The organism is Oerskovia flava, assembly GCF_026163685.1.
Lineage (GTDB): Bacteria > Actinomycetota > Actinomycetes > Actinomycetales > Cellulomonadaceae > Oerskovia_A > Oerskovia_A flava.
In genome coordinates, this window is sequence record NZ_JAOXSR010000001.1 from 346596 (window position 1) to 357845 (window position 11250).

The window sequence follows — 11250 nt, forward strand, 5'->3', positions numbered from 1 at the left end:
GCGTGTCAGCCCTCCCGGCCTCACCCCTCGGGGAGCTCCCAACCCAGGTCGCTGCAGAGCCCGATGAAGTCCGTGGCCGTGGCCACCCGGTCAGCCTCAGCGCTGTCGGCGAGCTCGTCTGCTGCGGTGATCAACGAACCCTGATCCGAGTCCTCGAGGCCTTCCTGGGCCAGGGCCACCATCTTGTCGAAGTGGTCGGTTTCGCGCCCGCCCGTGCTCCAGGCGTGGATCGCGTTGCACGCGTCCTCTTCCGCAAGGGAGAGCCCGCTCGAGCAGGCTCCCAGACCCAGGAGCAGGACGGGCACGCACACGAGCACCATCGGCTTCCGCATCGACCCACCGTAGTGCCGTGACCTGGCGCGTCGCGAGGTCACGGCACCATCAACCCCACGTGAGAGGGTGGTTGCCGTCCCAGCCGCGGTGCGTTCCGACGCGCTGTGTGCCGACGCCGTGTCACGAGAGGCCGGGTGCCCGGCTGGAGGCAGAGTTGACGAACCCTGACATGTCCCGCGGTGCTCGTCTGGCCGCCCACGGAGCCGTGTCCACGGCGCTGTCGCTGTGCAGCGACCGCAGCCTGCAGGAGCTCGTGGACGCCGCCACGCCGATCGGTGCCGGCATCGGCGGGCAGGCCGTCCTGCTGGAGGTCGACGGAACCGCGGTCTTCGTCAAGCAGGTGCGCCTGACCGACCTGGAGCGCCGGCCGGAGAACGTCCGCTCCACCGCGAACCTGTTCGGGCTGCCGGACTTCTGCCACTACGGTGTCGGCACCATCGGCGCTCCCGGGTTCGGAGCCTGGCGCGAGCTGGCCGTGCACACCATGACGACGAGCTGGGTGATCGAGGGAGACCACGAGGGCTTCCCGTTGATGTACCACTGGCGGGTGCTCCCGGACTCCGGCCAGCCGCTTCCCGAGGAGCTGGCCGATGTGGAACGAGCAGTCGCCTACTGGGGAGGTGGATCGGGCATACGCCGCCGGATCGAGGCTCTGCAGCACTCCTCGGCGAGCATCACGCTGTTCCTGGAGTACATCCCGCAGAACCTGCACGCCTGGCTGGGTGACCAGATGGGAGCCGGTGACGAGGCCGCGGAGCGGGCCTGCGCCATGGTGGACGACGAGCTGGAGGCCGGCATCTCGTTCATGAACGCCCACGGGCTGCTGCACTTCGACGCCCACTTCGAGAACATCCTCACGGACGGCAGCCGGCTCTTCTTCGCCGACTACGGTCTCGCGATCTCCTCCCGCTTCGACCTCGCTCAGGGAGAGGTCGACTTCTTCGACGAGCACCGCAGCTACGACCGGAGCTACGCCGTCACGCACCTGGTGAACTGGCTGGCCGTCGCCCTGTACGGGTACGGACCGGAGGAACGCCAGGCGTTCGTGCGCTCCTGCGCCCAGGGGGTGTCCCCGCAGGGAGCCCCCGCGGCGGTCGCGGCAGCTCTCGTCCGGCACGCACCGGTCGCCGCGGTGATGGGGGACTTCTACCGTCGGTTCCAGCGGGAGAGCCGGGCGACGCCCTACCCGCTGGCAGCGATCCGCCGGGAGTGAGGACGTCGGAACGCGTGGGGGATGGCGAGAGACCTAGGTCTGCTCGTCGTCGACGGGCACCGAGCGCAACGACTGCTCGACACCCAGCAGGTGGTTCGCCATCCGGATGCGCGCGGCCTCGGGGTCCCGGGACGAGAGTGCCGTGAGGATGTCGACGTGCTCCTGGTGGGTTCGACCCTCGACGCCCTCCTCGTGCAGGCCGCGCCACAGGCGCTCGCGGACGGTGCGGCTCGCGAGCGACTCGACGAGGGCGGCGAGGACGGGGTTGCCGGAGTGCCGGGCGATGATCCGGTGGAACGCGATGTCCACCTCGATGAACTGCTCGTGGTCGTCGGCCGCGCCACCCTCGAGGGTCCCCGCGACGCCGTCGAGCAGGGCGCGCGCCTCGGCGAGGGCGTCGTCGGTGATGCGGGTCGCGGCGAGTGCGGCGGCCTCGGTCTCGAGGATGCGGCGCACGGCGTGGAACGGCTGGGCGCTGCCGTCACCCTGGAGCTCGACGACGAAGCCCATGGGGGCGAGCAGCCGGGCCGGATCGAGGCTCGTGACGTAGGTGCCGTCGCCCTGCCGGGTGTCCACGATCCCGAGGATGGACAGGGCGCGCACACCCTCGCGCAGCGAGCCGCGCGAGACGCCGAGGGCCTCGGCCAGGTCCTTCTCGACGGGGAGGCGGTCGCCCGCGGACAGGTCGCCGTCGATGATCATGCGCTTGATGCCGGCGACGACATCATCGGTGCGGGACATGACCCGATTATGGCTTACCGGACGGGCGCGAGCACGGAATCCTCTGATGACTGGCGCATGGACCAGTAGCCGCCGTCCGGGAACCGGAACTCCGCGACCGACGCAGGGTGCATCTGGGTCGAGTACCCGGGCCGCGCGGGCAGGACGTAGCCGCTGCCGGAGCCGGTGTCGGCGACGACGCACGGGTCGGTGAAGTGCTCGTGCAGGTGGTCGACGAACTCGGTCACCCGGCCCTCCAGGTCGCCGGCGATCGCGACGTAGTCCAGCACCGAGACGTGCTGGACCATCTCGCACAGACCGACGCCCCCGGCGTGCGGGCACACCGGGACACCGAACTTCGCCGCGAGGAGCAGCACGGCGACGATCTCGTTGATGCTCGCGAGCCGCCCGGTGTCGAGCTGGCAGAAGTCGATCGCGCCGGCCTGGAAGAACTGCTTGAACATCACGCGGTTGTGGCAGTGCTCGCCCGTGGCGACCCCCACGGGTGCGACGGCGCGGCGCACCGCGGCGTGGCCGAGGACGTCGTCGGGCGAGGTGGGCTCCTCGATCCACAGCGGGTCGAACCGGGCGAGCTCCCGCACCCACTCGATGGCCTGCGGGACGTCCCACACCTGGTTGGCGTCGATCATGAGCCGGCGGTCGGGGCCGATGACCTCGCGGGCGATCGAGCAGCGCCGCACGTCGTCGGCGAGGTCGGCGCCGACCTTGAGCTTGACGTGCCCGTAGCCGGCGTCGACGGCCTCCTGGCACAGGCGCCGGAGCTTGTCGTCGCTGTACCCGAGCCAGCCGGCCGACGTCGTGTAGACGGGGTAGCCCGTGCGCTCGAGGTGCGCGACACGCTCCGCCTTCGTCGCCTCCTTCGCCCGCAGGATCGCCAGGGCCTCGTCGCGTGTGAGCGCGTCGGAGAGGTAGCGCAGGTCTGCCGCGTCGACGAGCTGCTCGGGCGTCATGTCGGCGAGCAACCGCCACAGGGGCTTGCTCGCGCGCCGGGCCACGAGGTCCCACGCCGCGTTGAGGACGGCGGCGACCGACAGGTGCACGACGCCCTTCTCCGGTCCGAGCCAGCGGAGCTGGGAGTCGGAGGTGAGGGAGCGATAGACGGCGCCCATGTCTGCGGCCATCTCGTCGACGTCCCGGCCGACGAGGAGCGCGGCCTGCTGGCGTGCGGCCGCCGCGACGATGTCGTTGCCGCGGCCGATCGTGAACGTCAGTCCGTAGCCACCGAGCGGGGCGCCGGTCGTGTCGGTGCCGTCGGTGCGCAGCACGACGTAGGCCGCGGAGTAGTCGCCGTCCTTGTTCATCGCGTCCGACCCGTCCGCCGTGAGGGAGGTGGGGAAGCGGACGTCCTCGATCTCGACGCCGGTGATCGTGGGCATACGGACCTCGCAGAGCATCGCCGCGAGGAATCTCGCGTAAACATCAGATGACTCGATCACCGTAGTCCAGCGAAACGGGCACGGTCAAGCGCAGAGAGCCCGCTCGGGGCGAAGAGATCGAATGTCTATCGAATGTCTGTGGCGCTCGCGGGAGGATTCCCGTGCCAGGGGCGCTCAGTCGGCGAGCAGTGCCCGGATGTCCCTCTCCGCCTGTGCGGGGGTGGTCGGCCGGCAGCCGAGCGCGACCCACTGCCGCACGAGGCGGGGTTCGTCGCGCCACAGCCCCCAGCCGCGGCGCAGCAGCGTCAGCGGGGGCTTGCGCATCTCCCCGAGGTCCCGCAGCAGGCGGAACCAGAAGGTCATCAGACGAGGGCGGCGCAGGCAGATCGCGTCCGCGAGGATGCCCTCGGCCTGCGCACGCCCGACCAGCTCGGCGGCGAAGATGCCCTCCGCGAGCACCACCCGCGAGCCGGTCACGTCGAGACGCGTGGTGCCGGTGCGGCGCGAGGTCGGGATGTCGTACACGGGCATGTCGCAGTGCCCTGTGCGGCACAGCTCGACGAGCGCCGCGAGGGCGTCCCCGGCGTCCCAGCTCCCGGGGGCGTCCCAGTCGACGATGCCGAACCGCTGCGGCATCCCGGGGTGGTCGACGTCGTGGTAGAAGTCGTCCAGCGCCACCACCGGCAGGCCGAGACGCCGCGTGAGCGACGTCTTCCCCGAGCCCGACGGGCCCGTCAGCAGGACGATGCGACGGGGGAGCTCCCGGCTCCCGGGCGGCAGGTCGAAGAGGGTGGGGTCGCTCACGAGGCCCCATTCTCCCGCACGTGGATGCCCGCGCAGGCGTCGAGGAGCAGCTCGAGGCCGACCGCGAACTCGTCGGCGAAGGAGTGGCCGCTCCGAGCGGCCTGTGCGGTGACGAGCTCGACCAGGTGCGGGTAGGTGTCGGCGGGGAGCCGCTCGAGCATCTCTCGGGCGAGGTCGGCCGAGTCGTCGGGGTCCGTCAGCAGCAGGCTCGCCTCCTGGAGGGCGAAGCCGTAGACGAACGAGTCGAGCAGGGCGTAGACGTGCCCGGTGGCCGGGACCGAGAAGCCCGCGCCGCGCAGGCAGCCGAGCAAGGCGTCGTGGTGCGCGAGGGTCGCGTGGCCGGGTGCGCGCCGGGAGTCGAGCAGCGGAAGGGCCCACGGGTGCCGACGCAGGACGGCGCGCTTGGACGTGGCGACGGTGGTGAGCGCCGCGCGCCAGTGCGTCCCCGCCGGGGCAGGGCTCATCTTCGCGAAGACCGCGTCCACCATGGCGCCGAGCAGGTCGTCCTTGTTCGCGACGTGGGTGTAGAGCGACATCGCCTCGACGCCGAGCGCCTCGCCCAGCCTGCGCATGCTCAGCGCCCGGAGCCCGTGGGCGTCGACGAGCGCGATCGCGGCCGCGACCACGTCGTCGCGCCGCAGCGGTGCCTCGCGTCGGGCGGGTGTCATGCGGCCTCCTCCGTTGACGATCCTTACACCGTAAAGCTACAGTCCTTACACTGTAAGGGTCGACGACGGAACGTGGAGGTGGTCAGCGTGCCGATGCCCAGGTGGTGGGGCCAGGTCAACAAGCGGGTGTTCAACCCGGCCGAGCTGCGGCGGGGAAAGCGGCCTGTCCTCAGCCACGTGGGCCGTGTCTCCGGCACGGCCTACCGGACGCCGCTCGACGCGTTGCCCGTGGCCGGCGGGTACGTGTTCGTCCTCGTCTACGGCTCCCGGTCCGACTGGGCCCGCAACATCCTGGCCGCCGGGCACGCCACCCTGACGGTCGAGGGGCGCGACGTCGCCCTCACCGCTCCGCGGGTGATCGGTGAGGACGAGGCGTGGGCCGCCGTCGGCGACGACGCCGCGCGCCCCCCGCGCGTGCTGCGGATCACGGAGTTCCTCCGCATGGATCTCGACGTGTCCGCCGGCGGAGCATGACACCTGTCATGGCCTGACCGTGACGACCAGGTGAGAACTCGTGCCGTGCCGCACTGCTCGCGGCGCCGCGGCGGGGAGAGGGTGGGACCAGCGCACCGAGAGGTGCGGACGGAACCTTCCACGACCCACCGAGGAGCACCTGATGATCGAGTCGTTGCGCGAGTTCACCGAGGGCCTGCCGGACCTCGTCCAGTGGCTGGCCGTCGTGCTGGCCGGCGCCATCCCCTTCGTCGAGTCCTACTTCGGCTCCGTGATCGGCATCCTCGCGGGGGTGAACCCGGTCGTGGCCGTGGTGGCGGCGATCGTCGGCAACGTCGTCTCCATGACGGTCCTGGTGCTCGGTGCGGCCAGGGCGCGCGAGGCGGCACTGCGGAACCGGGAGCAGACGAGCTCGCCCAAGCGCCAGAAGCTCAAGCGCATGTTCGACAAGTACGGCGTGGCCGGTGTCAGCCTGCTCGGTCAGACGGTGCTCCCGAGCCAGATCACGTCGCTCGCGATGGTGTCCTTCGGGGCGTCGAAGACCGCCGTGATCCGCTGGCAGATCGTCTCGATCATCCTGTGGGGTGTGCTCTTCGGTGTCCTCGCGACCCTCGGGGTCGACCTGGTGGCGTGAGCCGTGCGTCCTCAGTCGAGGACGGCGAAGGCCTCGACCTCGACGAGCACGTCCGGCTCGAAGAGGATCTCGACGCCGATCAGCGCCACGGGCGGCAGCGGCCGGGGGATCCCGAGCTCGTCGGCGACACGGTCGATGCCGGCCATGAAGTCGGCCATCATCTCGGGCTTCCACCCGGCCGCGTAGAACGTGAGGCGGACGACGTCGGAGAACGTCGCGCCGGCACCGGTCAGGCCGAGCGCGGTGTTCCGCAGCGCCTGCGCGACCTGACCGGTGAGGTCGCCCGCGGCGACCGGCCTGCCGGCGGCGTCGCGGGCGATCTGACCGGCGACGTGCACCTGGCGCGTGCCGGTGCCGATCGCGACGTGGTGGTAGGGGACGGGCTGGAACATCCCCTCGGGGGAGAGCAGCTGGACGGGCACGGGGTGTCCTCTCGGTAGGGCGGGTAGGTATCACCTGTCTACCTGGTCACCGAAGGGAACTTCAACGAGACTAGGTGTCATGGTGGATACCCCAGACCCCGCGTCCGCGCAGGAGCAGACCACGACGGTGCAGGTCACCCCGACGCAGCGAGAGCTGCTCGACGAGGTGCTCGACAAGTGGTCCCTGCACGTCCTCGACACGCTGTGCGAGCGGCCCCGGCGCTTCAACGAGCTGCGACGGGCGATCCCCGTCGTGACGCAGAAGTCGCTCACGGCGACCCTGCGGCGGCTCGAGCGCAACGGCATGGTCGAGCGGGTCGTCATCAGCGACCGTCCGGTCGCCGTCGAGTACCGCATCACGGCGCTCGGGGACACGCTCCAGGACCTCATCGACGCCCTGCTGGGCTGGAGCGGCGAGCACCTGCCCGCCGTCGAGGACGCGCGCGCCCGCTTCGACGGCGAGGACTGAGGGCCGTCAGCCGACGAGCACCACGTGCAGGGTCCGCGGGCCGTGGACACCCTCGACCCGGGAGAGCTCGATGTCGCTCGTCGCGCTGGGTCCGGAGATCCAGGTCTGGGGGCGGCCCGGGTACGCAGCGAGCAGGCGCACACCCTCGGGCACGGTGTGCACGACCTGCTCTGCCCGGACCACGCACACGTGCAGGTCGGGAACGAGCGAGATCGCCCGGCGGCCCTGGTCGGGTTCACCGTCGAGGACGATCGTGCCCGTGTCGGCGATCGCGACGCGGGCCGCGGTGACGACCGCGTCGACCTCGTCCAGCTCGAGCGCCGAGCGAGGGTCCTCGCGGGAGTCCTGCACGACGACGGTGCCCGCCCCGAGCGCGTCCGTCCACCCCGCGGGCAGCCGGGGCGGCACGACGACGGAGCGTGCGTCGGCCAGCAGGTCGCCCACCACGCGGGCCACCTCGTCGTCACCGCTCGCCCGGTGCACGTGCGCCTTGTAGTCCTCCAGCCGGTCCACGAGGATCTCGAGCGCCGTCGCCGAGCCCGGTGCGTGCTCGCTCGCCGTCCGGTACGTGCGGGCGGGCTGCGCTGCGGACGGCGCCGCAGCCCCTGCCTTCCCGTCGCCGGAGAGCGCGGCACGCACCCTGGCCAGGACCTCGTCGCGCGCGCTCATCGTGCATCGTCCTCGTCGTGCGGGGGGCCGTCGTGCGGGGGTTCGTTGTGCGTGGGTCCGTCGTGGTCCTCGGCCCACCAGGACCGGAAGCTCTGCCGGGCGGGGACGGGCAGGTCTCTCGACGACGTCCAGCGCGACCCCGGGAACGGGAGCCGCGACACGCGTCCGTCGCGACCGCCGGCCAGGCGGCCGAGCACCGCCGCCTTCTCGGCGAGCTCGAACCGCCGCTCGTCGCGCATGACGAACGACGCGGCCTTCATCGCGGCGCCCCACCCCGTCGGCCGGCCCTCGCGGTCGGCGTCGACCTCGCGCGCCCGCAGCTCGACGAGGATCGACGGGATGTCGATCTTCACGGGGCAGACGTCGTAGCACGCGCCGCACAGCGTCGACGCGTAGGGGAGCGCGGAGTTCGGGTCGTCGTGCCGCCCGCCGCCCCCGGCCGAGCTCTTCGTCAGCTGCGGTGTGAGGATCGCGCCGATCGGCCCGGGGTAGACCGAGCCGTAGGCGTGGCCACCGACCCGCTCGTAGACCGGGCACACGTTGAGGCACGCCGAGCAGCGGATGCAGTGCAGGGCGGCGCGGCCGACCTCGTCGGCGAGGACGTCGGTCCGGCCGTTGTCGAGCAGCACGAGGTGGAACGCCTGCGGCCCGTCACCCGGCGTGACGCCCGTCCACAGGGACGTGTACGGGTTCATCCGCTCGCCCGTGGAGGAGCGGGGGAGCAGCTGCAGGAACACCTCGAGGTCGGCGTAGGTCGGCACGAGCTTCTCGATGCCCATGACGGTGATGAGCGTCTCCGGGAGCGTCAGGCACATCCGCCCGTTGCCCTCGGACTCGACGACCGCGAGGGTGCCGGTGTCCACGACGCCGAAGTTCGCGCCGCTGATCGCGACCTTCGCGGAGAGGAACTTGCGCCGCAGGTGCGCGCGGGCGGCCATCGCGAGCTCGCGCGGTGCGTCCGTGAGGTCGGCGGGTACGTCGCCCATGCGCTGCAGGAAGATCTCGCGGATCTCGGCGCGGTTGCGGTGGATCGCGGGGACGAGGATGTGGGACGGCATGTCGTCGGCGAGCTGCACGATGAGCTCGGCGAGGTCGGTCTCGACGGCGGCGATGCCCTCGGCGGCGAGCGCCTCGTTGAGGCCGATCTCCTGCGTCGCCATCGACTTGACCTTGACGACCTCGGTCTCGCCCGTGGCCTTGACGAGGTCCGCGACGATCCGGTTGGCCTCGTCGGCGTCGCGGGCCCAGTGCACGACGCCGCCCCGTGCGGTGACGTTGCGCTCCAGCTCGGTGAGGAGCTCGGGCAGGCGTGCCATGACGTCGGTCTTGATCGCGGAGCCCGCGTCGCGCAGCGCCTCCCAGTCCGGGACCTCGTCGACGACGAGCGCGCGCTTGGCGCGGATGGTCGACGTCGCGTGGCCCAGGTTGGTCCGCAGCTGGGTGTTCGCGAGCGCGGCCCGGGCGGCGTCCGGGAATGTCTCGCCCCACCGCAGGGGGTCGTCGGGGTGCGGGACGTCGCCGAACGGGGCGGCGTCGTCGGGCACGGTGCGACGGCGGGGGAGGCCGAGGAAGGTGCTCATCGGTGACCGCCCTCGGTCGCGCCGGCGCGCTCCTGCGTGCCCTGCGCCCCGACGGGTGCCGGCGCCGGGTCCTCGCGCGTGGAGGCGAGGATCTCTGCCAGGTGCATCGTCGCGACCCCGCTGCGTGCCCGGCTCAGCCCGCCGCCGATGTGCATCAGGCACGAGTAGTCGCCCGCCGTGACGACCGCGGCGCCCGTCGACGAGACGTTCGCCATCTTGTCGTGGAGCATCGCTGTGGAGGTGTCGGAGTTCTTCAGCGCGAACGTCCCGCCGAACCCGCAGCAGCTCTCGGCGTCCGGCAGCTCGACGAGGTTCATGGCCTCGACGGCGCGCAGCAGCTGCAGCGGCTTGTCGCCCACACGGATCATCCGCAGCGAGTGGCAGGTGGGGTGGTAGGTCACGCGGTGGGGGAACCATGCCCCGACGTCCGTCAGGCCGAGCACGTCGACGAGCAGCTCGGAGAGCTCGTACGTCTTGGCCGCGACGGCCTCGGCCCGCGCCCCCAGGCCGTCGAGGCCCGCGCGACGGCAGACCATGCCCTGCTGGTGGCGGATCGACCCGGTGCAGGAGCCCGACGGCACGACGATCGCGTCCCACTCGCCGTCGAGCACGGGCTCGAACGTCTCGACGTGGTGGCGGATCACCGGCACGGCCTCGTCGAAGTAGCCGGTGTTGACGTGCATCTGGCCGCAGCAGGTCTGCTTCTCGGGGAACACGACCTCGTGCCCGAGGCGCTCGAGCAGCCGGACGGTGGCGCGGGGGGCCTGCGGGAACATGACGTCGGCGATACAGGTGGCGGTCAGGGCGATACGCATCCGGTCTCCTGGGGGCGAGTCGGTTCCGGTCTCGCGACGCATCGGCGACGGTGCGCGACGAGGCTGTGGTCAGACCACAGAGGGACCACTGTAGACGATGTGGTCAGACCACATGACACCGTGTCGTTACGCTGGGCCCGTGCGCACCCACGAACGCGTCCTCGCCCGCATCGAGGCGGACCTCGCCGCCGGGCGCTGGGCCCTCGGCGAGCGCCTGCCCGGCGAACGCGTCCTCGCCGAGGAGCTCGGCGTCTCTCGGCCGTCCGTCCGCGAGGCGCTGCGGGTGCTCGAGGCGATGGGGATCGTGCGGACCGCGGTCGGGTCGGGGCCCGACGCCGGCGCCTCCGTCATCGACCGGCCGGCCGCCGGGCTCGGCGCGGCCGTGCGCCTGCACGTCGCCTCCGGGACGCTCGCGGTGCGGGACGTCGTCGAGACCCGGGTGCTGCTCGAGACCTGGGCGGTCGCCGAGGCGGCAGGGCGGGTGGGCGCGGGCAGCGTCGACGCCCAGGCCGTCGACGCGCTCCTCACCGAGGCGAGCGGCCTGCTCGACCGGATGGACGACCCCGCGCTGTCGGCGACGGCCTTCCACGAGCTCGACGCGTCCTTCCACCTCGTCCTCGTGCGCCTCGCGGGGAACGCGCTGGTCGAGGCCGTCATGACGGGGCTGCGCGGCGCCGTCGAGTCCTACGTCGCGGCGGGCAGCGCCGGGCTGCCGTCGTGGGAGACCACCGCGACGCGGCTGCGGGCCGAGCACCGCGGCGTGCTCGCCGCCGTCGGCGCGGGCGACGGGGCCGGTGCCGCCCGGGCCGTGCGCGAGCACATCGAGGGCTTCTACCGGGAGGCCGGTCTGTAGGTGGCGGCTCAGGAGCCCAGCGCGAGCGTGACGACGAGCAGCGCGGGGACGCAGAGCACCGTCGTCACGATCCCGGCGGGCGTCGCGAGGGGCAGGGGGTGGGTCGCGACGCGGCGCGCCACCATTCGCGGCAGACCGCCAGCATCCCGAGCGCGCAGACGACCGTGGCCGTCGCCGCCGCCGCGGCCGACCACAGCAGCCCGAGGTCGGCGGCCGCGAG

General features: G+C 72.2%; 14 protein-coding genes. 5 read left to right on the plus strand and 9 right to left on the minus strand.

Going from position 1 to position 11250, the window contains the following annotated elements; all coding sequences use genetic code 11:
- Positions 1-20: 20 nt before the first annotated feature.
- Positions 21-332, minus strand: a complete 312-nt coding sequence (locus OHL10_RS01575; RefSeq protein ID WP_265520388.1) for a hypothetical protein — start codon at positions 330-332, stop codon at positions 21-23.
- Positions 333-487: 155 nt separating this feature from the next.
- Between OHL10_RS01575 and OHL10_RS01580 the strand changes: the two genes are divergently transcribed.
- Positions 488-1546, plus strand: a complete 1059-nt coding sequence (locus OHL10_RS01580) for a protein kinase family protein (protein WP_265520389.1) — start codon at positions 488-490, stop codon at positions 1544-1546.
- 33 nt (positions 1547-1579) lie between these two features.
- Here OHL10_RS01580 and OHL10_RS01585 read toward each other — a convergent pair whose 3' ends face one another.
- From OHL10_RS01585 to OHL10_RS01600, 4 genes are all read right to left on the minus strand, one after another.
- Positions 1580-2287, minus strand: a complete 708-nt coding sequence (locus OHL10_RS01585) for a FadR/GntR family transcriptional regulator (RefSeq protein ID WP_265520390.1) — start codon at positions 2285-2287, stop codon at positions 1580-1582.
- Between the two features lie 14 nt (positions 2288-2301).
- Positions 2302-3663: an L-fuconate dehydratase gene (locus tag OHL10_RS01590; RefSeq protein WP_265520391.1), complete on the minus strand. Its 1362-nt coding sequence runs from the start codon at positions 3661-3663 to the stop codon at positions 2302-2304.
- A 174-nt stretch (positions 3664-3837) separates the two neighbouring features.
- Positions 3838-4467 carry a uridine kinase family protein gene (locus OHL10_RS01595; protein ID WP_265520392.1) on the minus strand — a complete coding sequence of 210 codons (630 nt, stop codon included), beginning with the start codon at positions 4465-4467 and terminating at the stop codon, positions 3838-3840.
- On the minus strand, positions 4464-5135 hold the full coding sequence (locus OHL10_RS01600) for a TetR/AcrR family transcriptional regulator (RefSeq protein ID WP_265520393.1): 672 nt from the start codon (positions 5133-5135) through the stop codon (positions 4464-4466). Before OHL10_RS01600 ends, OHL10_RS01595 begins: the two co-directional genes overlap by 4 nt.
- Positions 5136-5228: 93 nt before the next feature.
- On the opposite strand from OHL10_RS01600, the gene OHL10_RS01605 reads away from it, so the two are divergent.
- The gene (locus OHL10_RS01605; protein ID WP_265520985.1) at positions 5229-5609 is read left to right on the plus strand and encodes a nitroreductase/quinone reductase family protein; all 381 of its coding nucleotides are present in this window, start codon (positions 5229-5231) and stop codon (positions 5607-5609) included.
- Positions 5610-5751: 142 nt separating this feature from the next.
- Complete coding sequence (locus OHL10_RS01610; protein ID WP_265520394.1) at positions 5752-6222, plus strand: hypothetical protein; 471 nt, start codon at positions 5752-5754, stop codon at positions 6220-6222.
- Between the two features lie 11 nt (positions 6223-6233).
- Here the strand turns inward: OHL10_RS01610 and OHL10_RS01615 are convergent, their stop codons facing one another.
- Positions 6234-6644, minus strand: a complete 411-nt coding sequence (locus OHL10_RS01615) for a RidA family protein (RefSeq protein WP_265520395.1) — start codon at positions 6642-6644, stop codon at positions 6234-6236.
- A gap of 79 nt (positions 6645-6723) precedes the next feature.
- On the opposite strand from OHL10_RS01615, the gene OHL10_RS01620 reads away from it, so the two are divergent.
- Positions 6724-7113, plus strand: coding sequence for a winged helix-turn-helix transcriptional regulator (locus tag OHL10_RS01620; protein WP_265520396.1), 390 nt, complete (start codon positions 6724-6726; stop codon positions 7111-7113).
- A gap of 6 nt (positions 7114-7119) precedes the next feature.
- Here the strand turns inward: OHL10_RS01620 and OHL10_RS01625 are convergent, their stop codons facing one another.
- From OHL10_RS01625 to OHL10_RS01635, 3 genes are read right to left on the minus strand one after another with little or no spacing between them, the layout of a single operon-like run.
- On the minus strand, positions 7120-7782 hold the full coding sequence (locus OHL10_RS01625; RefSeq protein WP_265520397.1) for a LutC/YkgG family protein: 663 nt from the start codon (positions 7780-7782) through the stop codon (positions 7120-7122).
- Positions 7779-9362 (minus strand): LutB/LldF family L-lactate oxidation iron-sulfur protein, encoded by a 1584-nt coding sequence (locus OHL10_RS01630; RefSeq protein WP_265520398.1) that lies wholly within the window; start codon positions 9360-9362, stop codon positions 7779-7781. The genes OHL10_RS01625 and OHL10_RS01630 overlap by 4 nt, the downstream gene beginning before the upstream one ends.
- Entirely contained in the window at positions 9359-10177 is an 819-nt protein-coding gene (locus tag OHL10_RS01635) for a (Fe-S)-binding protein (RefSeq protein ID WP_265520399.1), read from the minus strand. Before OHL10_RS01635 ends, OHL10_RS01630 begins: the two co-directional genes overlap by 4 nt.
- 139 nt (positions 10178-10316) lie before the next feature.
- Here OHL10_RS01635 and OHL10_RS01640 point away from each other — a divergent pair, with 139 nt between their 5' ends.
- On the plus strand, positions 10317-11030 hold the full coding sequence (locus tag OHL10_RS01640) for a FadR/GntR family transcriptional regulator (RefSeq protein ID WP_265520400.1): 714 nt from the start codon (positions 10317-10319) through the stop codon (positions 11028-11030).
- Positions 11031-11250: the final 220 nt, after the last annotated feature.